Genomic DNA, 21,444 nt, shown 5'->3' on the forward strand with positions numbered 1-21,444 from the left:
CCTCCCCCATTTAAGCAATTACCCCCGAGCCCAAAAGTTCTTCACCATCATACCAAGCTACAAACTGCCCTTCGGTAATGGCCGATTGCGGGTGTTCAAAAACAACATACAAACCATTTTCAAACTGATACAAGGTTGCTTGTTGCAACGCTTGCCTGTAACGGATTCTGGCCATTACCGACCTGCTTTCGCCAACCTGTAAAGCCAAGTCGGTACGAATCCAATGGATTTCATTATTGCTAACCAACAAAGCTTTTCTAAACAAACCAGGATGTTGAGCCCCCTGCCCCGTATAAATAACATTCTGATTTACATCTGTAGCAATAACAAACAATGCTTCTTTTGTTCCCCCAACATTGAGTCCTTTTCGCTGTCCGATAGTAAAATAATGAGCCCCCGAATGTTGCCCTACTTTTTTACCCATTTCGGGCGTATATTGTTTTTTATGAGACCAATATTGTAATTCATGTTCCCAATTTTCAAATACGGGTGTTGCCGTTTCATATAATGCCGCATTTGCAGGAATTTCGATAATCATACCTGCTTTGGGTTGCAATTTTTGTTGCAAAAACTCGGGCAATCGTACTTTTCCAATAAAACACAAACCCTGAGAATCTTTTTTCTCGGCCGTTACCAGTTCCATTTCGGCTGCTATGGCCCTTACTTCAGGTTTTGTTAAATGTCCAATAGGAAACAATGCTTTAGACAATTGCTCCTGAGATAATTGACACAAAAAATATGATTGGTCTTTATTTACATCTTTACCCGCCAAAAGGTGGTAGGTTGTTTGATGGTTGATGTCGCTTTCTTTTTTTTGACAATAATGCCCTGTTGCTACAAAATCTGCCCCCAAATCGAGGGCTATTTTCATAAATACATCAAACTTGATTTCTCTATTACACAAAACATCTGGATTTGGTGTACGTCCTTTCTCATATTCGTCAAACATATAATCGACAATTTTTTCTTTGTAGGCTTCGCTCAAATCAACCGTTTGAAAAGGAATTCCCAATTTTTCAGCAACCAAAACAGCATCATTACTGTCTTCAAGCCACGGACATTCGTTTGAAATGGTTACCGAATCATCGTGCCAGTTTTTCATAAAAAGGCCAATAACTTCATAACCTTGTTGTTGCAACAAATAAGCCGCAACACTAGAATCTACACCGCCCGAAAGCCCTACAACAACTCGTTTCATATAACTAGGTATAAATTATTTTAGAATAAAAAAATATTTGAAATTTTTAGCAAAGATATTGAATTTTAAAATATAAAAAAAAAGAACCAATGTCTAATGATAGCCCAATCATAATACATCTGTTGGCATTGTAAGGCATAATTGCAATTTGTAAATAATAATTATTTATAAAACAATAAAGTTAAAAATTACGAATAAAAATTATAAAACACCTTTATTTTGTATATTTGTAATCTAAAAACAAGGGAAACCTATCATTTTTAATTACAAAAAAACATTAAAACCATCCCATTTATGAAAAAAATGCTATTTTTCGTTTTATTCGCTTTCCAATCTTATACTTTGTTTGCTCAAGGTCTTATTATTGGATTAGCCTCCGGACCAGCAGCTTATATACCAAAAGCTACCGTTTTGAATGACTACCCATTGTATGAAACTGTCAAAAAATTTGATTTTAGCAAAAAGAAAGTTACAATAAAATTCGATGATTTAAGAGACTCTCTAAAGCTAAAAAAACTGGCTTGTGCTTCAATTGAATTGGAAAACAAATCAGAATTTAATGCCGAATTGGGTGCTCAAGTTGTAAAAGCATATATTGACTCATTATGTGTTAGATCCAATTTTATAATTACCGAAAGCCAAGACTCCGAACAAATCACTGCAAAACTTGAAGCGTTAGATTGTAAAAAAACAGGATTTATGATACCCAATGTTCATGGCATTTGTCAAATTCAGTTTGCATATCAAAATTTTTCAAAAACCTATTGTGTAGATATCAAAGATGGCGATTTGAATGCCCCTGTTGGTAGAATGACTCCTATTTCTGTAAAAAAAGCCAAAAAATTAATGGTTTGTGCCTCTATTAGAAATGCCGTTGAACTGTTTTTAATTGATCTTCAAAACGAAATAAAAAAATAACATTTTAATTGAAATGCTCTAAAAAAACAAAAGAGAAAAGTCATTTTTAATTGGCTTTTCTCTTTGTTGTTTTTACAAAATTTGCTCTTATCTCAAATACACCAAACATTGTTTGAGTTCTGGTTTTGAGGCCGTAAATTTCAAAACCCATTCGTGTAGTTGTTCCAACTCATAAGGCAAAAGCAACTGAACTGCTTTGTTCAACTCCTTACAAAATAGTTTGGGGTCGAAGCTAACGTTTTCTAAAATTTTTCTAGTAAAATCAAAACTGTTTGTGAGCATCATTCTGAAATTTTTAGTGGTTGTTTTTATTAATATGTTTATGTAAAATTACATTTTTTTTGAAACAAAAAGGACTTTTTAACAAAAAAATAACTTTTATTTAACCTCTTTAATGGCTCTAAAAAGTTCTCTTTTTCCAGGTGCTCCAGGGTGTTTTTCTACCCTAAAGCCAGCTTGTTCCATGTTTTTTTTAATGATGCTTCGGGCTGCATAAGTTACTAAAACCCCCTCAGGATGAAGTGCTTGATACATTTTTTCAAATATTTCAAAACGCCATAATTCTGGCTGCACCCGATAACCAAAAGCGTCAAAATAAATCAAATCAAATTTTGAAATATCCTGAATATTTTCAAAAAAATCCTGCCGTTTCTTTAAACAAAAATAAGGACTTAATGTAACTTCCTCCTCCCATTTGCATCGATGTATTTCATCAAATAACACCTTTTTTGAAGTGCTTTCTAAAATCACATCATAATTAAGTTGTTGCCGTTCCGATTCCAAAATGGGATAAGCCTCTACGCCCTGATAGCTAATGTTTTGCTGCCGCTTATTGGCCTCTAGCAGCGTAATCAAGGCGTTTAACCCCGTACCAAAACCAATTTCCAAAATAGCAACTTGTTGTTGCTCAAATAAATCCAATCCATTTTTGATAAACACATGATAAGCCTCCTGAATGGCACCGTGTTTTGAGTGGTAACTTTCGTTCCACTCTGGAATGTGAATGGTACTAGAACCATCATTTGTAAGAATAACTTCTCTTTTCATAAAATTTTAAGGCTTTGTAATTGGCTTCCAAAAAAACACCAAATCTATGGAATTGAGGTATAACTGAGATATAAAAAATTTAAAAAATTTAAAATAGCCCTCCAATTGCCCTCCAAGAGAAGTCAATCAAGCACTTTTAATCCGCAATAAAACAGCTTTTAGGTGTCAAATGTTTCACTTTAAACGCTATTTTCATAAAAAATTATATTATTCCTATTTATTTCTTTGAAAATGCGATATAAATAAAAAAATAACAAAAAAAGCAATGTTTAATATATAAATCAAACAAAAATTACTATTTTTGTATCAATCATACAAACAAATACAAAATTAAGGCATTAAAAAACCTTAATACAAATAATAAATTGACGCTCAAATGAATCAAAGTACTCCAAAAATCGACATCAGAAAAGCCACTGAATCCAAAATCAATACCATAAACTTCGACAACCTTGCTTTTGGTGCGGTGTTTACAGACCACATTTTAGTTTGCGATTATATAGATGGTGCCTGGCAAACACCCGAAATTAAACCTTACGAACCGTTTGTGTTGGACCCTTCGGCAAAAGTTTTCCATTACGGACAAGCCATTTTTGAGGGCATGAAAGCTTATAAAGATGAACAAGACCAAGTGTGGCTTTTTAGACCACAAGAAAACCACAAACGTCTAAACAAGTCTGCAACCCGATTGTGTATGCCCGAAATCCCAGAAGCCATTTTTATGGACGGACTCAAACAATTGATCGATTTAGACCGTGAATGGGTAAAAAAAGGCGAAGGCAACTCATTGTATATCAGACCTTTTATGATAGCAATTGGTCCTGGAGTTATAGCGGCTCCTTCTAGCCAATACCGCTTTTCAATATTGCTATCGCCCGTAAAATCTTATTATGCTGGCGAGGTAAAAGTACTAATTGCCGAACATTATAGCCGTGCGGCCAATGGCGGTATTGGTGCAGCTAAAGCAGCTGGTAATTACGCAGGACAGTTTTACCCTACAAAATTAGCAAACGATGCTGGTTTTCAACAAATCATTTGGACAGACGATGCCACCCACACCAAACTCGAAGAAGCAGGTACCATGAACTTGTTTTTCAACATCAACAACACCCTTTTTACAGCTCCCGTTAGCGAGCGTATTTTGGACGGGGTTACCCGAAAAAGCCTTATTGCCTTAGCTCAAAAAGAAGGAATTGCCGTAGAAGAACGTTCTGTATTGGTGTCTGAGCTCGTAGAAGCCGCTCAAAACGGAAGTCTAAAAGAAGTATTTGGTGCCGGAACAGCCGCCGTTATCACCCCAATTATTGGATTTTCTTATCAAGATACCTATTACGAATTACCAAAATCTGACAATTCTTTGGCACAAAATCTCAAAACAAAACTGACCAATATACAAACCAAAACTGCCGAAGACCCTTTTGGCTGGACCGTGAAAATATAGTTTAAACATACGTTACCACAAAAAAAAACGTCTTTGCTACACCGTAAAGACGTTTTTTATATCAAAAAGAGGGGCAAAAAAGGATTTCCACTGCTATCCCTCACGCAAAACAATACCGAAGAAACCAACGTTTTCAAAAACATCCACTGCTTTTTTATTGTGCTTTTGAGCTGTTTTGTTGTTTGGCTTTGTTTTCCCATATTTGTTGCAATTCATCATAATCTATTGGCAAAGCGGCTTCTTGTTTTACCAATCGGCCCGAATTAAAAGCCCTATATAAAATGGTTTCTATAAAAAAATCTTCATTGTTTTCTGTAGGATTGTATTTTGTTTTCAAATTTATATCAAATACTTTGGCTGTCGTATTCGACCAAAAAGCCTTCCAGCCACTTTTATAATCTTTGATCAATTCAAATGTTGTAAAACCCGTTTGACGGTGAATCAATTTCACTAAAATCTGGCCTTGCTTGCGAGACAATTTTTTTAATTGATCTGTAAATTCTTTTTCTAAATATTCTTGAATTATTTTGGAATATTTACGTTTTTCTCGTTCGGTTTTTAAATGTTCTAAATTTTGATTCAAAATAGTCAATCGTTCTGTACCAATTTTGGCAAACGGATACACTTTATAAACCCTGTTTTGCAACAATAAAAATTGTTTTTTAGTCTCGGGATCCAGCTTTTCTTTTTGGATAACTACTTCTTCCAAAAGTATAGGTTCAGACAAAATTGTATCGTTTTCCTGAAGGGTGTATCCCATTTTTTCGCTGTCTTGAATTACTTGTGCGTGTGCAGAAAATGCAAATAAAACAAGGACAAACCCGTATTGTAATAACTTCATATTTATTTCATATTTAAAAGGTCAAAAATAGAAATAAATGATGCAATTTTGATGCCAATTTAATAATTTAGCCAAAAAAATTTTATGAGTACAAAATCAATATTAAATGAGGCATCGCTTACTTTTTTAGAAACCTATCTAAACACCGCCTCGCCAACAGGTTATGAATCTGAAGGGCAAAAAATATGGATGAATTATATCAAACCCTACGTAGATACTTTCATTACAGACACCTATGGAACAGTCGTTGGAGTTATTAATCCAGAGGCCCCTTTCAAAGTTGTGATAGAAGGACATGCCGACGAAATTGGGTGGTATGTCAATTACATTACCGATGATGGATTGATATATGTCATTCGAAACGGGGGTTCCGATCATCAAATTGCCCCTTCAAAACGGGTAAACATCCATACCAAAAACGGTATTGTAAAAGGTGTTTTTGGCTGGCCTGCCATTCATACTCGCAACAGAGGCAAAGAAGAGCCTGCCAAACAAGATAACATTTTTATAGACTGTGGTTGTGCTACTAAAGACGAAGTGGAAGCATTGGGTGTACACGTTGGCTGTGTGATTACCTATCCAGATGAATTTATGATTCTTAACGATAATAAATTTGTATGTAGAGCCATCGATAACCGAATGGGCGGCTTTATGATAGCCGAAGTGGCCCGTTTGCTACACGAAAACAACATCAAATTGCCATTTGGCCTTTATGTAACCAATGCTGTTCAAGAAGAAGTTGGACTGCGTGGTGCCGAAATGATTACCCAAACCATCAAGCCCCATGTGGCCATAGTAACCGATGTGTGCCACGACTCTACCACGCCAATGATTGACAAAAAAATTGAAGGCGAAACCAAAATTGGTCGTGGTCCCGTCATTACGTATGCCCCTGCCGTACAAAATAATTTGAGGGAACTCATAATAACTGCCGCACAAGAAAACGACATCCCTTTTCAACGATTGGCATCGAGCAGAGTTACTGGCACAGATACTGATGCATTTGCTTATAGTAATGGAGGTGTGGCTTCGGCACTTATTTCGTTGCCCCTTAGATACATGCACACAACCGTAGAAATGGTACACAAAACAGATGTTGAAAATGTGATTAGACTGATTTACGAAAGTATATTGAAAATAGAAAACCAAGAAACTTTTTCGTATTTTAAATAATATTTACCAAAAAAACAGTTTTTTAGCATGGCTTTAAAACTGTTTTTTTTATTATATATTTTTATAACGACCCGAAACGGGTGCAATTATATAAATTATAAGTTGATTTTTAATTATTTTATAAAATTTTTAATGTTTTATTTGTTAAAAATTAATAAAATACGGTTGTTATTTTGGTATCAGTTACGAACATTCGTATTAATAATACCAAATATACATATAAAATAGTCCAATCTACTTGTTCTTTTTTGCTAAAATTATTCAAAAAAAATAGTTCCGTAGCCCAGCTATGCAACGATTTTTCTTGAAAATTTTTTCTAAAAAATAACTACGCATCTTTGGACTATTTTATAAATATATTTGGTATAATTTCAATTGCTTTTTATCAACTTTTTTATCAATCGGCCATTGTTTTGATCTTGAATTTCTAAAAAATAGGATCCATTAGTCCAATGATGTGTAGGTATCGTATATTCAAAATCTGAAATGGTTTTGCTAAACAATATTCGTCCTGTATTGTCGTATATTTGGATTTTCTTAATCGGACTAGGAGATTGCACTTGAATTTCGTTTTGAAACGGATTTGGATATAAAACAATATTTGGTTGGCTATTGGGCGTTTGTATCTGTAAATTTGGGTCAAGTTTTATAGACAATCCAATACTAGGTTGCAAAAAAGTTCCACAACCAGAAACTACCTTTTTGATGGCTTTTACCATATACCAATGGGAACTAGAAGCATTAGGCAGTTGATAAAATGTATTGGAAATCAAAGTATTGGAGATTTGCTGGAATTTTCCAAATTCAGTAGCCGATTCATATACATGGTATCCCAAAATAGCCTCATCATTGGATGCAGTCCAAGTTAAAGTGGGTACCCCATTGGTTGTTTCAAAAGCCAGATTAGCTATTGGCTTTACTTGATACAAATTGATCGTTGGATCGCCCCAAATATCAAAATGTGTTCTATTCCACCATTGGGGTGTATCATATTGTTGGGGTGGCTTTTCTAAATATTGATTAGTTTCATTATGGTTGATGATGTCTTTCATGGCTTGTCCAATATTTTTTCCATAACAAGCTTGATGAAAAATATTGAGTCCCATTGTGGTCCATAATGCCAATAAGCATTTGGTGTTTAAACCTAATAAAACTCGAATACGACTATAAGCCCCACTAGGTTGAGGCACATCGCCAAAGCCCCAATAACTTTGATCGCTAGAAAAAACGGTAGCATTCATTCCATACGTTTGCCAATCGCTGATGCTGGGGGTAGAAACATTTTGCATGTATATTTTAAACGGGCCATTATTTTGTACCCATTGGTTGTGGTTTGAACTATCTGTTTTTTGAAATACATTTTCGGGTTTTGCTATATTGCATAACGTGCGATAAGAACCGTCGTTGGAATTGTTGTATCCCAAAAAAAAGGCTGCTTTTTCGCCCATGTCAAAACCAGTGGCCACGTTTTTATATTGGCTCAATCTGTCTAAATATTGCTCTAGCAAGGTATGCTCTGCTGTATTGATTTCTGATAAATCTGCAAAATCTATACGTCCAAACGACATTTCTACATCAGATGGAAAAAAGTCTTGATCCCATTTATAATCGTTGGGCATATTTTGAGCTAAAGTAGTAGATAAACCGCTTGGATTATAAGTGGCAGTATCTGTATAAAGGCCGTCAATATCTGCATAATATCCATCGCAGCCTCTGGCACCTGTATTCTGACTGTGATCGTCTGGAGCAACTACATTAGAAGCACCACAACGTGGCATAGGAACATGACCCAATATTACGATCGATTGGGGTTTGTCATCTAATGGTGCATTATTGTATATTGAAATGATGTCATTTTTAATGTGATATACTGCAACGCCACTATCCCAACTCGTTGCCCTTGGAACGGTTAATTCATTGACATACCAACCATCATTTGTTAGCTCTTTTTTGAATTTTGTATATTTTTCAGGCAATTGAGCTACAACATCATTGGCTACTAATAATATCATTTGTCCTTTATAGTTTGTATTGTCATACAACAATGCTCCCATTGTATAGCCCACAGCATCATAATTTGTTCCTGAAAAGGTCCATGTGTGGTGGCGTTTTACTTGATACTCCCAAACTTGTCCTAAACTGGTATTGAAGTCTGTCCAATGGCCAGTTCCAGCGGCAATTTGGGTAGCTACAGTACTCCATGTATGGGTTCCAGCCAACCGTCTGTGAACAGAAAGAGCCTCTGAAGTATTGGACAACGAATCATGAAAAATTAATTTGACACTTTGATTGACTACATCAACTTTTGAGGAAACCAAACAAACCCTTCTACCCACGGTATTAAAATTAAAAGAAAAATTTTGTGCCTTGGATTGCCCCATTATAAAAAAGCCGATAATCAAAATTATAGTATTTTTCATATATTTATTTTGTTTTTTTATTTAATTAGACAAAATGGCACTATAAGTAGAAGTTTAATTTATTTATAATAATATTACTTTTTTTTATAAAAAAAGTTTCAAACTTGCATCTGGTATGAGCATACAAATTTGAAACTTTTAATGATTATTGCTGGCTTATTTTTGGTGTTCCATCCTCTAGGTGGTGTTGTCCTGAGGTTAGAATTTTTTGCTCCGCAAAATGATAGCCTATATTAGCTTGCTGTCGCAAAAAAGCCATTTTGATAGCGGCAATGGCTGCTTCGGTTCCTTTGTTGCCGTGTAGGCCACCACTTCTGTCTATCGATTGTTGTTCGTTATTGTCTGTCAATACGCAAAAAATAACGGGTACGTCGTACTTGACATTCAAATCTTTGATACCTTGTGTTACGCCTTCACATACAAAATCAAAATGTTTGGTTTCGCCTTTAATGACACTTCCAATGGCAATGATGGCATCGGGTTTTTGGGTTTCAATCATTTTTTTTGCGGCATAAACAAGTTCAAAACTGCCCGGGACATTCCATCGTATTATATTTTCAGCAATTGCCCCACAATCCAATAGTGCTTCTGTAGCCCCTAAAAACAACCCTTCGGTTATGTGTTCATTCCATTCAGAAACAAGAATCCCAAATCGAAAATGTCTCGAATTTGGGATTAAAGTTTTGTCGTAATTTGATAAATTTTTATTTGCTGTTGCCATTTTGTTTCCATTTTTTAATACACAAATGTAGTGTATTAATTCAAAAAAAACAACACCAAAAACCTAAAATATATGTTTATTGAGCTAATCCAATATAAGCATCAACTGTTGAGGCCTCTTGCGAAGCTTCATATTTATCTTTGATTTGATTAAAGTATTTCAAAGCCTCTTCTTTTTGATTTAAAGACAATGCAGTTTGTCCTGCTTTTAATAAAAATCTTGGAGTTGTAAGCTCATTTACATTGTTTTCTGAAGCTTTAATATAAAATTCTAAAGCTTCTTTTGCTTTGTTTTGTTCCATATAAGCATCGCCAATAGCTCCAATAGCAAGTGTTTTTAGCATAGAATCTTCGGATTTGAATTGTTCTAATTGAGCAATTGCATCAGCATATTTTCCTGTATTTAGCAATGCCAATCCCGCATAATAATGCGATAAATTACCAGCATCTGTTCCAGAATATTCATCGGCCAATTTGATAAAACCATATTGTCCTTCGCCTCCATTTAGAGCTAATTTGTACAATGAATCTATTTTTTTAGGCTCAGAGGCATCTGTTGCTTGCTTAAAATATTGTTGGGCTTGAAACATATCGTTTGCAGCTTTGTCCTGATTAGGTTCTGAAACGAATTTGCCATACAAAATATATCCAACGGTAACTAATGCTACTGCACCCAAAATACCAAAAATAATTTTTTGATTTCTTTCAACCCATTCTTCAGTTTTAGAAGCCGTTTGGTCTAATGAATTGAATACTTCTGCAGTTGTACTGTCTTTTTCGTCAATAACTACCTCTTCAATTTCATTGTTGTCAAATTCATTTTCAGTCTTTTCTGCTTTTGGTTTAGGGACTTTGTATCCTCTTTTATTGAAAGTTGCCATTTATTAATCATTTAGTGAGGTGCAAAAATAAAATTTTAATTCAAATTTAAAACCTTTTGCGTCAATATTTTTCAATTATTTGTTTTTTCATTGAAAAATAAGTCTAAATTTGGCCAAAATTTAAACTCCAGTCGGCATTTTGATGTATTTAAAATCCATTTCCTTATTTAATTATAAAAATTTTTCTGAAATCAGTTTTGATTTTAACGAAAAAATAAATTGTTTTGTAGGTAAAAACGGTGTTGGAAAAACTACTGTTTTAGATGCCATTTACCATTTGGCCTATAGTAAAAGTTATTTTAATCCATTGGCCACTCAAAACATTAAACATGGTGAAGATTTTTTTGTGATTGATGGGGTGTTTAACAAATCAGATCGGGACGAACAAATTGTATGTAGTTTGAAAAAAGGGCAAAAAAAAATTTTAAAAAGAAATGGAAAGCCTTATGAAAAATTTTCTGAACATTTGGGACTAATTCCGTTGGTAATTATTTCGCCTGCCGATTCAGATTTGATTATTGATGGAAGCGAAACCCGTCGAAAATTTATTGATCAAATCATTGCACAACAAGATAAATATTATTTATTGCATCTTATCCAATATCAGAAAATAATGGCACAACGCAATGCCTTACTCAAGTATTTTGCACTCAATCAAGTGTTTGATTCTGAAACTCTAAGTGTTTATAACGACCAGTTGAGTGTGTTGGGTCAGGATATTTTTGAAAAAAGAAAAGCCTTTTTAGATGTTTTTTTACCTATTTTTCAAAAACATTATGCCATTATTGCAGGAAATTCTGAAAATGTTGCTATTGTATATGAAAGTCAATTGTTTACAAGCAATTTAGATCAATTATTAACGTTGCACATTCAAAAAGATAAAATTTTACAATATACCAGTGTTGGCATTCATAAAGACGACTTGAATTTTTTGATTCATGACTATCCTGTGAAAAAATTTGGCTCACAAGGCCAGCAAAAATCATTTTTAATTGCACTAAAACTTGCCCAATTTGAGTTTATAAAAAACAAAAATAACATAAAGCCTATCTTACTTTTTGATGATATTTTTGATAAATTGGACGAATTTAGAGTAAGTAAAATAATACAAATGGTAAATGATGCTGTTTTTGGACAGTTATTTATATCAGATACACACCCAGAAAGAACAGAAAATATTGTAAAATCTACGCTTCAATCTTACAAAATATTTAAAATATAATATTTATTTATTCCAAATTTTCCAGGCTTTTTCGGCTTGACGGATCAACATTTCTAAACCGTTTTTAGTTACCGCTCCATGTTCTTTTGCTTTTTTTAGGAACAAGGTTTCTTCTGGATTGTAAATCAAGTCGTAAGCAATATGTTTTTCCGTAAAAAATTGATAAGGTATATCAGGGCATTGTGCTACATTTGGACTTGTTCCTAAAGGGGTACAGTTGATTACAATTTGGTAATTATCAAAAGTTGTTTCGTTAAGTCGTTGATAATCAATCGCGTTTTCTTTATATTCTCTGGAAACAAAAGTAGCTATAATGCCCAATTCGTTTAATGCAAATGCCACAGCCTTAGAAGCACCTCCTGTGCCTAAAATGAGTGCTTTTTTGTGATGGGGCTGAAGTAAGGGTTTTAATGATTTTTTAAAACCATAACTATCTGAATTATAGCCTTTTAAATTTCCTTTCTTGTTGATTTTTATAACGTTTACAGCCCCAATTTGCTGGGCTTTTTTAGACATTTGATGTAGATAAGGAATCACACTTTGTTTGTAAGGAATTGTTACATTCAAACCTTTTATTTGGGTGTCTTTTACAACATTTAAAAATTCGCTAATCTCTTGTAGGTCAAAATTTTGGTATTCGCAACCTTCAAATAAACTGTCTTTAAATTTTTCTGTAAAATAGCCTTTGGAAAAGGAGTAACTTATATTTTTTCCGACTAAACCATATATTTTTTTCATCTTAATTTTTCTTGAAATTTAAAATAACCTCATCAAATTTAACACCATTGTATTAGGTAAAAAATGAGGAAAATTAATCATAAAAATGATGTTTAAAATTAAAAAAAACTTGTTGTACATGTTCATCTTGATAAAAATCAGGAAATAATTTTTTCAATATTGAGCGTTTTTTATAATCTATTTTTAGGGCATTAACCAAATGAAATTGTGTTTCTATTGCACAATCTAACTGATCATACAGGCCTGCTAATCGGTATTCGATTTCACAATGATCTGGAAAATATTCTGTGGCTAATATCAATGTTTGAATAGCCAGTTTGATTTCATCCATTTTATATAAAACATCTATCCAATAAAGCCACGTATCCAGCTGATAATCACCATTTTCCACTGCTTTTCGATAGCCAAATTCTGCTTCTTCATGTCGTTTCAAGTACCTGTTTGCAGTAGCAAAACGTTTCCAATACAATTTATTTTTATTATCAATTGCCAATGCTTTATTGATATAAAATATAGATTTAGCATATTTTTTTTGAGCCATAAAAAAATCAGCCATTGCAATCCATGCTTTGTCTAATAGCGGATCTTCGTGTACTGTTTTTTCATAATATTCAAAAGCTTTTGTTTTATGGTCTAATTTTTCGTAGCATCTGCCAATGCGGAGCAAGGCAAACGAACTCGGATCGCTCAATTCTAATGTTATTTGGTAATTGACGATGGCTTTTTCGTAATTTTTAATTTTTTCGTAGGCCTTTGCTATTTCTATATAGGCTCCAACAAATTCATCGTCTATATATGTTGCAAATTCAAAAGCTCTTATGGCTTGTATATAGTTTTTTAAACCAAATTCTAATCTGCCAATTTGATGCCATGCAATTTCTGAATAAGGATTTTTTTCGGTATAATTTTTTAAATAATCAATTGCCTCTTGATTTTGTTCTAAAATTTCGAAACAATATACGATGTTATACAAGCTCGATTGGTCTTCGATATCGCTTTCAAGGCATTGAATAAAATGAAATTTGGCTTTTTCAAAATTATCCATAAACAAATATTCCATTCCAATCAAATTATATACATCGGCCAAATCGTCTGTATATTTCAAAGCCATTTGAAGGAGCTCCACAGCTTTTTCGTGCTGGTCTTTTTTGGAATATATATTGGCTTTCAAGATGTAGATTTCTTCGTTGTGAGGTTCTATGGCATATAATTCGTGCAACATTTTCTCGGCAACATCTAATTTATCTTCAAATATCAACATTTCTACTTGCACTAATTTTAATCCCGACGATTTTGGATGCTGCTCCAAAGCCAGTTTCAATGCTTTTTTTGCCAAATTTAATTTTCCAATATCCAAATAATGTAGTATTATCTCTTCAAATTCTTCTGAATCAAAAAAAAGTACTTTATTGGTTTTGAGCATGGATTCAAATTTTGATAACGATAAGTTATAATCTTCTTCTTCTTCGCTTAATTGCATTTTTTGATATTTGATTTTTCGCTATAAAAGTATATTTTTTTTTAATCGGTTGTCATTTTTTAAATTAAATTTTTTAACAATTTAATCAACTTGTTTTCTTGGCCTTTGGCTGGCTTTTTAATTTAATTTTTTCTTTAAAAAGTATTGTTTTAGTATTGATTTTTATATTTTTACAAAAAAAATAAATGATGACAAATAGAGTTCATGTTACCCAAAAAGCAATTGATTTGATTGCACGTTTAAAAGACACTTATGGCCCGTTGATGTTTCATCAAAGTGGCGGCTGCTGTGATGGCTCGCAACCCATGTGTTTTGAAAAAGGCGATTTTAAACTTGGTCAAAATGATGTTTGTTTGGGGGTGATTGAAGATTGTGAGTTTTGGATGAGCAAAGACCAATTTGAGTATTGGCAATACACCCAACTTACCATAGATGTGGTAGCAGGGCGTGGCTCTAGTTTTTCGTTAGAAATTCCGCTTGGTTTTCGATTTATCACCCAGTCTAGAATGTTTACAGCATCCGAATTAAAAGCGCTTAATCCGCTACAATATGTGGTAGATTAAATTAATAGATAAAACTACTTTGGTATTGTTTTGGTGTAATACCTTCTATTTTTTTGAATATTCTAATAAAATAATTACAATCCTCAAACCCCGAAAGATAGCAAACTTCATTGATATGGATTGTTGGGTTTTTTAACAACGTTTTGGCATATTTTATTTTTTCATTCAATATAAAAGCCAACGGACTAACTCCAAGCTCACGTTTGAAATACCTGTAAAAAGATGTGGAACTCATGCAGGCTTTTTCGCTCAAGATTTTCATACTGAAATTTTCTTTCAAATTGAGTTTTATAAACGCCACTACATGCGAAATGGGGTTTTCGGAATCAGAAAAAACCCCTTCATCAAATGATTTTGAAGTTTGTGTTTGAATAATTCTTATCAACAATTCTTGCAATGTCAAGTCGGCCAAAGCATCTTTAGTAATGGAATTGCTCATACATTCTTTTATCAACTTATTGATAGTTGATGCCAATTCGATATTGTTGTAAAAAAAATAATTTTGATAATCCAATTGCCAAGTCGAGCTGCCTTCTTTTGGATAACGTTCGTTTAAAAATGATAACGTTTCTGAAATTTTATTTTGATCAATTGCCAACGCCAAACATTGTGTGGGATTGGTTAATGAGGCTTCGGGAAAATCGATTTTCATTTCAACATTAGATGGAATTACTACTGTTTCGCCTGGCAAATAATCAAAACTAGGCTCTTCAAAAAGGTGCATCACCTTCTTGCCTCGCAACATACTGGTTACAACCAAATCGTTAAATTTTAGAGGAACCAACTCTGATGTTTGATAGGTTTCAAATAAATTCAATTCGCAATGATTCAAATTATATATGGTACGGTTTTCTACCAACGTTTTAAGCGACTTTTGGCTAGAGAGTTGTGGCGTGTGCAGTAAATTTCGAGGGGTATCCATGTGATAATCAATTCGTTTATTTCAAAATTTAAAATTAAATAAAAAACAAATCCCTTTTACAAAATACTACATTTTTTTTGAGGCCACTGCGTTGTGAGGGCTAGACCCACGTAAAAAAGCCGTGCTAGCCCCAATTTTTCAGTCAATTCAGGTTGTGTGAGTTAAAGTAGCTTCAGTTTTTTATTACAAAAATAGCTAATGAAGGGGTAATAGCAATGTCATATATAAATAATTTCATCTATTGATTCTTCATGCTAAAAATAACCTGTTTAATAAGTAATTTCTATCCATAAATATTAATTGATATCGTGGCTAATTTGTGAGAATGAGCGATAATCATTTAATGTATAACAAACTCTACCTCTAACAATACATGGATGTGTTTTTACTTTTTTTGCAAAAGTTTTTATAACGATATCATTGTTTTTGAATGTGAGATTTTTGTTAAATTCTTTCCACTCTATTTCGTCAATTAATCCATTCTGAGCAAATACATTTGCTTCCTTTTCTTCGGATGATTTTTTATATTCTTCCTCTTCATTTTTTATTTCAAGGTCAATAAATTCAGCAGTATTATTATTTACTAAATGCTCATAAATATGCCCCAATTCATGAAAAAGAGTAAACGCAAAATTGTCTAAACGATTGTGTCTTAATGTCATTCCAATGGCAGGATTTCCTTCACTCCAAAAGGAAACACCATCAACAGGAGTTTTTTCTCCTTTTGCTTGATACACGAGTTTAATGCCATATTCTTCTAATTTCTCTTGTACTTTATTTAAAACATCATTATTCATTAAAATAATGGACCTCAATTCAGATAGTAATTCCGCTTTATTTTCATGATTAAAAGGAGGTACAACTACTTGTTTGGCTTTATATTGAACCAATTTAACCCAACCAATAATGTTAACTACATCATATTTTAGCTTTGTTGATTTCTTGAAACGAGCATACGTACTTTGTACTCTTAATGCCGCTAATTGATCTATATTAGCCACACCATAAATAGCTCTAATTTTTTGATTATCAATTAAAGGGTTTCCAGTAATTATTTTTTCTTTCTTAAAAAAAGCCACTGATATAAATTCTTTTGCTGCTTTCCAAATCTCAATGGCCTCTAGTTGTTCTTTGTTTTTAACATCTATTCGAGCTTTATCCAAGTCGAAGTTCTTTTGTGCCTCCATCCAATATTCTGCATCTATACCTAAAGTTTTTTCTAGAAGTAAGGCTAAATCTGCATTGATGTTTCTTTTACCTTTAATTATTTCATTTAATTGACTTCTATTGTATCCTATCATTTTCGCAAAATCTATTTGTGAAAAATCATTAGCAACAATTTCATCTAAAAGTATTTCGCCTGGATGTGTGGCAAAAGCAGGAATGTTTGTGTTTTTTGGTTTCATTTTTTCAATTGTTTTTGGTTCTTACTATTCGTAATGCTTACTCAAATCTTCGATTTCTAAAATATCGATTATAAGTTCATTTGAAGTGGAAGCTACTTCCTTAAAGATGATTCTGTATTGCATATTTACAGCTACAGAACTCAATCCATTTAAATTACATGTAAGTTTTTCATATCGTAATGCTTTTAATTGAAATAATTGATGTATTTGTGTTATTGATTTTAGTTTATTGACTGTTTTGACATACTGAGCCACGAGTTGCCTATTCGACTTGTATTCTTTATAAGGCTTTGTATTTCCTTCGTAGAGGTCTTGTAAATATGTTTTTTGAAATTTAATTTCCATACTATTGGTGAAATGCTTTTGCAAAGATATAAAATTGTTCACAAATAGGTGAACAATTTTGTAAATATTTTTTAAATTAAGGTCATAGGTTTGAATCCAGTTTATGCTTTATGTCTTGTAAAATAAGCAAAGTTTATGACACGCTAAAATTTGTGTGTCAAAAAAAAATAAAAAAAGTTTTTTTAAAAAGAGAAAATATAGGTGTATCATTTTTAGCCGCTACTATAATGGCTACTACATTTGCTAGGATTGCTATACTATTTTCTAGGTTCATGATTAAACAAACTATTTATTTTGTACTTCTTTTTGGTGGTTTTAAAGAAGGGGTGTTACCTGGTGGTTTTGTTACTGTTTTTTGGGGATGTTTTTTTTTGTTATTTGTTTTTTGATGGGATAGGATTTGTGAACGAGCGGTGAATTATCTAATTTGTATTTTACATTTCTTAATTGTTGCATATTTCTGTTATTTTAATAACCCTTTTACTAATATTAATAAGAGAAAAATTGAAAAATATTCTTTACTCACATAAATTAGATGTTTTCTGGATTTACTAATTTATTTCCATTTTTAAACTCTCTTTCATCAACTAAATGAAAATTATTTAAATCTTCTTCAATCCAAACATTTTGTGGTATATGTTCTAGAAGAATAATCTGAAACTGTTTCTTTTTATTAATAAATTTTGAAATAAAATCGTCCAAGAAAATCAACGCTTTATTTAATTTATCTCTATCTGATTCTGAGAAATCATTAATATCAATATCATCAATTCTTTTAACCTTTTTCTCTTTTTTAGTTTGATCATAATATGGTGTACTGACTTGATCAAGTATTAAAAAAGATGGAACATATAGATTATTCTTCTCTAAATTGATAAATTCATGTAATCCTCCAAAAAAAGCTAAATGAAGATATAAATAAATTGAAGCACTCCCTAACTGTTGCCATTTAATAATTTCCTTTGTTTCTAAGTTAATTAAATCTATTTTATTTGTAGATTCATTATAAAATGGTTTATAATCTACATAATTCTCTATTTTTAAAGTAATTAAAGACTTATTTATATAATCATATAGAAAACTTAGTATTAGTCTATTAAATTCTGGATTTTCATCTAACTCATTTAATTTTTCTTCAATTTTTTCACTAATTGATTTACTTAACTCATTATTCTTTTCTGCTTCAGAGTTATCCTCAAAATCTTCTAGCTTACTTTTTACATAACCTAAATGTATATACTTTTCTCTTTCCGATGAAATCTTACTAATAGAATCAGGATGCTGTTCAATTTTTTTATTAATTTCATCTAATTCCTTTTTTAATATTTTGATTTCCTTACTTACATCGACTGTTAAAGAATTTCCAATCTTAGTATTTTTGGTTAAATATTGTAACTTTTCAAATTCGTTTTCAAGATTTTCAATCAGATTTGAAGATGTATTAGAAATTAATAAATCATTAAAATTGTCTTTAAGATATTTTATTGGAAACAAACTATCCATATCAGTTTTCAAATATTCTTTATACTCTTTATCTTCCTTTAAATATTGATTCAGATTTCTTAACTTTAATTGAATTTCAACTTTCTTTTTTCTTAAAATACTAATTTCTGAAGGCGTAGTTTCAACATCTCCTAAACCATTAACTATTAAACTCTTTAATTTCTCTACAATTTCTCCATCCTCGTATAAATTTTGACTTATTAAATTTAATTGTTTTGTTTTTAAATATAAATCTCCTAATAATTCTTTGAATTTTAATTTGTTTGATTCTTCAATATTTTTTCTTTTCTCAAGTTTTTCTAAATCAGTCTCTAATTTTTTTATATCATTTTTTAAAATAATATTTTTTGGAGTTTGTGCTCCAATAACCCAATCCAAAATCTTCATTATTGACAAAGATTCTTTATATCTTGTCTCTTCATGCTTATCAAACAAATAATATCCACTAGATAAAGTTTCTTGCCTTTGAATACAAAATAACCAAAGAAAGTATCTAAACGAAATTTTAGAACCAGCTTTAATATTGCTTGAACCAGTAAAAATTGTCTCTGAATCAATACCAAATTCTCTACTTAATATTTTTTTTAATTCAGTATCTTTAATATTAGATTCTGGATTCTCTGGCATTAATCCAATATCTGAAAAGTAAAACTTCTTTTTTGTGTCATTATTTGTAATTGCCCCTCTTATAATAACATAATCTTTGTCATTAATACAAAATGATATTCCATACCATTTAACATTTTCCCCTATGAATTTGGGAGAGATGTCTGTTTCACTAGATAAAAAACAATAGTCAATTATTCGAATAATTGAAGATTTACCTGTAGTACTATCTCCTGTTATTACATTAATTTTATTTGGTAAAAAGTCTAAATCTCGAGTGGTTGAATTATTAAACCAAAGCTTAATTTTTTTTATATAAAAATTCATATTCTGATTTTTAAAGTTGAATATAATTGAATAGCATCTATTTTTAAAACATTTATGATTTTAGTTGAAGCCATAATAATATTTGAAGCTCTATCTCCAAAGTTAATTGATTCTATATCAAATGCATTGTCAATGTAGACTATCTCATTTTTCTCAAATCTTATTAGCTTTAATTCCTCTGCAATGCAAATTGAGTTGAATGTAAGTGTAAAAAAACTTTCATATGATTTATTGAAATTTGTAAAACTCTCAACTCTTCTAGAAACAAGGTCTTGAATACCAATAACAGTTGATTTTTTATTTTTTACAAACGATACTATATTGTCATTTAATAATAATGGTAAAATTAAAAACACTTTTGGATAGTCTAATTTTTCCATTTTTGATAATACTCCCAGGATTGCAATTATAGCAATTCCCTCATTGTTATATAGGAATTTATTGTCTTTCATATGCTTCCTCCCATTCTTTTACCCAACCTATTTTGAGAATATCACTTAAATGAATATATGCACCATTTGAAATGTCATCATCCATTCTTATTGAACATAAATATAAATTTTGCATCATACAATCAGAATGGCAATCCAAAGAATTATTTAACTCAAAATCCTGCTTTCTGTGATTTTTGCCATGCAAGTGTTTCCAAGTTTTAATTGCGCTTTTAAAAAAGGCTTCTCTGTCTTCAGAAAATATTAAATTATCTCTTTCTTCCCATCTTTTCAAGTTAACCAAACATATTTGCATTGAATATGATAATTCTCTTATATCTTCAAGGCTAATATTAATATCAAGTAATTGTTTTGCAAAAATTTCCTCTTCTAATTTTAAATATGGCTTATATTTTTCTTTAATAACATGAAATTTAGTACTTCTTATTTTTTCTAAAACAGGAGTTAGTATTTTTTTTGAAAAATCAACTTTAGAATACAATATCTTTTCATGATTTTTTATGGTCAAATAATTTAATACTCTCAATCTTCCCTCTATCTCATAAAAAGCATCCTCATAGTTTTTAACTGCTAAATTAACTTTTATATAATTTTTAATCTGATTAATTAAATCATCAACATTTAAACTTATTTCAATTCTCTTTAGCAATAATTCACAGTGCTCAAATCCTAAAAACTTATTTATATAATTATCAGAAACACTATCAGATTTAGATTTACCTTTCTTCTCAGTTAATTTTTCAATATTAATTTTAAATTCATCAATTTTTATTTCCCCATCTTTATATTTGATTAAATTCTCTAAAAACAAATTATCATTACTTTTAGATTTATTTGTTACTAAACTGAAAATAGATGTATTAATAAACTCTATTTGCTTTTTACTTTCGCTTCTTCCATCATCCTCATCTGAAATCAATTGTATCCAATTATCAATTGTATGCCACAATGAATAATCTTTAGATGACAAATTTTTTGACTCTCCGTCTTTTTTATTCTGTAAAGTGTGTTTAAGTTGAATTAATCTTATTCCTTTTTCATTAAAAATTACAACATCATCTTTCTCCTCAATACTTAAATATTCATTTGAATCTAATTTCAATAATGAAAATAAAGCGAAATAATGCTGATAATGAAATCCTATTTCCTTTTTATCAGCAGCTGTCCTATCTTGAAATTTTACTGCCATAACTTATTATTATTAATTCTATATTTAATTCTTGTTTTTCAAAAATTTTATC

20 protein-coding genes are annotated in these 21,444 nt (G+C 31.5%); 5 read left to right on the forward strand and 15 right to left on the reverse strand.

The genetic code is table 11. From position 1 onward, the window contains the following. Positions 1 to 10: 10 nt before the first annotated feature. Complete coding sequence (gene mnmA / locus FBFL15_RS11445; RefSeq protein ID WP_014084749.1) at positions 11 to 1,198, reverse strand: tRNA 2-thiouridine(34) synthase MnmA; 1,188 nt, start codon at positions 1,196 to 1,198, stop codon at positions 11 to 13. Between the two features lie 294 nt (positions 1,199 to 1,492). On the opposite strand from mnmA, the gene FBFL15_RS11450 reads away from it, so the two are divergent. Then, complete coding sequence (locus FBFL15_RS11450) at positions 1,493 to 2,116, forward strand: hypothetical protein (protein ID WP_014084750.1); 624 nt, start codon at positions 1,493 to 1,495, stop codon at positions 2,114 to 2,116. A gap of 87 nt (positions 2,117 to 2,203) precedes the next feature. Here FBFL15_RS11450 and FBFL15_RS11455 read toward each other — a convergent pair whose 3' ends face one another. Both FBFL15_RS11455 and mnmC2 read right to left on the reverse strand, forming a co-directional pair. Next, positions 2,204 to 2,401: a hypothetical protein gene (locus FBFL15_RS11455; RefSeq protein WP_014084751.1), complete on the reverse strand. Its 198-nt coding sequence runs from the start codon at positions 2,399 to 2,401 to the stop codon at positions 2,204 to 2,206. Positions 2,402 to 2,494: 93 nt separating this feature from the next. Then, complete coding sequence (gene mnmC2, locus FBFL15_RS11460; protein WP_014084752.1) at positions 2,495 to 3,163, reverse strand: tRNA (5-methylaminomethyl-2-thiouridine)(34)-methyltransferase MnmC2; 669 nt, start codon at positions 3,161 to 3,163, stop codon at positions 2,495 to 2,497. A gap of 376 nt (positions 3,164 to 3,539) precedes the next feature. On the opposite strand from mnmC2, the gene FBFL15_RS11465 reads away from it, so the two are divergent. Beyond that, positions 3,540 to 4,604 carry a branched-chain amino acid aminotransferase gene (locus tag FBFL15_RS11465; RefSeq protein WP_014084753.1) on the forward strand — a complete coding sequence of 355 codons (1,065 nt, stop codon included), beginning with the start codon at positions 3,540 to 3,542 and terminating at the stop codon, positions 4,602 to 4,604. A 154-nt stretch (positions 4,605 to 4,758) separates the two neighbouring features. Here the strand turns inward: FBFL15_RS11465 and FBFL15_RS11470 are convergent, their stop codons facing one another. Beyond that, positions 4,759 to 5,445, reverse strand: coding sequence for a DUF4294 domain-containing protein (locus tag FBFL15_RS11470; RefSeq protein ID WP_014084754.1), 687 nt, complete (start codon positions 5,443 to 5,445; stop codon positions 4,759 to 4,761). A gap of 84 nt (positions 5,446 to 5,529) precedes the next feature. Between FBFL15_RS11470 and FBFL15_RS11475 the strand changes: the two genes are divergently transcribed. Further along, on the forward strand, positions 5,530 to 6,618 hold the full coding sequence (locus FBFL15_RS11475) for a M42 family metallopeptidase (protein ID WP_014084755.1): 1,089 nt from the start codon (positions 5,530 to 5,532) through the stop codon (positions 6,616 to 6,618). Positions 6,619 to 6,989: 371 nt separating this feature from the next. Here FBFL15_RS11475 and FBFL15_RS11480 read toward each other — a convergent pair whose 3' ends face one another. The 3 genes from FBFL15_RS11480 to FBFL15_RS11490 form a co-directional block, all read right to left on the reverse strand. Beyond that, positions 6,990 to 9,038, reverse strand: coding sequence for a T9SS type A sorting domain-containing protein (locus tag FBFL15_RS11480; protein WP_014084756.1), 2,049 nt, complete (start codon positions 9,036 to 9,038; stop codon positions 6,990 to 6,992). A gap of 145 nt (positions 9,039 to 9,183) precedes the next feature. Next, the gene (gene ribH, locus FBFL15_RS11485) at positions 9,184 to 9,759 is read right to left on the reverse strand and encodes a 6,7-dimethyl-8-ribityllumazine synthase (protein WP_014084757.1); all 576 of its coding nucleotides are present in this window, start codon (positions 9,757 to 9,759) and stop codon (positions 9,184 to 9,186) included. Between the two features lie 76 nt (positions 9,760 to 9,835). After that, positions 9,836 to 10,639: a tetratricopeptide repeat protein gene (locus tag FBFL15_RS11490; RefSeq protein ID WP_014084758.1), complete on the reverse strand. Its 804-nt coding sequence runs from the start codon at positions 10,637 to 10,639 to the stop codon at positions 9,836 to 9,838. A 142-nt stretch (positions 10,640 to 10,781) separates the two neighbouring features. On the opposite strand from FBFL15_RS11490, the gene recF reads away from it, so the two are divergent. After that, positions 10,782 to 11,861: a DNA replication/repair protein RecF gene (gene recF, locus FBFL15_RS11495; RefSeq protein WP_014084759.1), complete on the forward strand. Its 1,080-nt coding sequence runs from the start codon at positions 10,782 to 10,784 to the stop codon at positions 11,859 to 11,861. Positions 11,862 to 11,864: 3 nt separating this feature from the next. Here the strand turns inward: recF and FBFL15_RS11500 are convergent, their stop codons facing one another. Both FBFL15_RS11500 and FBFL15_RS11505 read right to left on the reverse strand, forming a co-directional pair. Further along, a complete protein-coding gene (locus FBFL15_RS11500; RefSeq protein WP_014084760.1) occupies positions 11,865 to 12,599 on the reverse strand; it encodes a shikimate dehydrogenase family protein in 735 nt (244 codons plus the stop codon). Positions 12,600 to 12,672: 73 nt separating this feature from the next. After that, entirely contained in the window at positions 12,673 to 14,079 is a 1,407-nt protein-coding gene (locus tag FBFL15_RS11505) for a tetratricopeptide repeat protein (RefSeq protein WP_014084761.1), read from the reverse strand. Positions 14,080 to 14,267: 188 nt separating this feature from the next. Here FBFL15_RS11505 and FBFL15_RS11510 point away from each other — a divergent pair, with 188 nt between their 5' ends. Continuing rightward, positions 14,268 to 14,642 carry a DUF779 domain-containing protein gene (locus tag FBFL15_RS11510; RefSeq protein WP_014084762.1) on the forward strand — a complete coding sequence of 125 codons (375 nt, stop codon included), beginning with the start codon at positions 14,268 to 14,270 and terminating at the stop codon, positions 14,640 to 14,642. 1 nt (position 14,643) lies between these two features. Here FBFL15_RS11510 and FBFL15_RS11515 read toward each other — a convergent pair whose 3' ends face one another. From FBFL15_RS11515 to FBFL15_RS11545, 6 genes are all read right to left on the reverse strand, one after another. After that, positions 14,644 to 15,564, reverse strand: coding sequence for an AraC family transcriptional regulator (locus tag FBFL15_RS11515; protein WP_014084763.1), 921 nt, complete (start codon positions 15,562 to 15,564; stop codon positions 14,644 to 14,646). Positions 15,565 to 15,860: 296 nt separating this feature from the next. Next, positions 15,861 to 16,970: a HigA family addiction module antitoxin gene (locus FBFL15_RS11520; protein ID WP_014084764.1), complete on the reverse strand. Its 1,110-nt coding sequence runs from the start codon at positions 16,968 to 16,970 to the stop codon at positions 15,861 to 15,863. 24 nt (positions 16,971 to 16,994) lie between these two features. Further along, positions 16,995 to 17,315 carry a type II toxin-antitoxin system RelE/ParE family toxin gene (locus tag FBFL15_RS11525; protein WP_014084765.1) on the reverse strand — a complete coding sequence of 107 codons (321 nt, stop codon included), beginning with the start codon at positions 17,313 to 17,315 and terminating at the stop codon, positions 16,995 to 16,997. A 531-nt stretch (positions 17,316 to 17,846) separates the two neighbouring features. Then, positions 17,847 to 19,751 (reverse strand): DUF3732 domain-containing protein, encoded by a 1,905-nt coding sequence (locus tag FBFL15_RS11535; RefSeq protein ID WP_014084767.1) that lies wholly within the window; start codon positions 19,749 to 19,751, stop codon positions 17,847 to 17,849. Continuing rightward, entirely contained in the window at positions 19,748 to 20,203 is a 456-nt protein-coding gene (locus FBFL15_RS11540) for a three component ABC system middle component (RefSeq protein ID WP_014084768.1), read from the reverse strand. The genes FBFL15_RS11535 and FBFL15_RS11540 overlap by 4 nt, the downstream gene beginning before the upstream one ends. Beyond that, positions 20,190 to 21,392, reverse strand: a complete 1,203-nt coding sequence (locus tag FBFL15_RS11545; RefSeq protein ID WP_014084769.1) for a hypothetical protein — start codon at positions 21,390 to 21,392, stop codon at positions 20,190 to 20,192. Before FBFL15_RS11545 ends, FBFL15_RS11540 begins: the two co-directional genes overlap by 14 nt. Positions 21,393 to 21,444 lie beyond the last annotated feature (52 nt).

The organism is Flavobacterium branchiophilum FL-15 (assembly GCF_000253275.1).
Classification (GTDB): Bacteria; Bacteroidota; Bacteroidia; order Flavobacteriales; family Flavobacteriaceae; genus Flavobacterium; species Flavobacterium branchiophilum.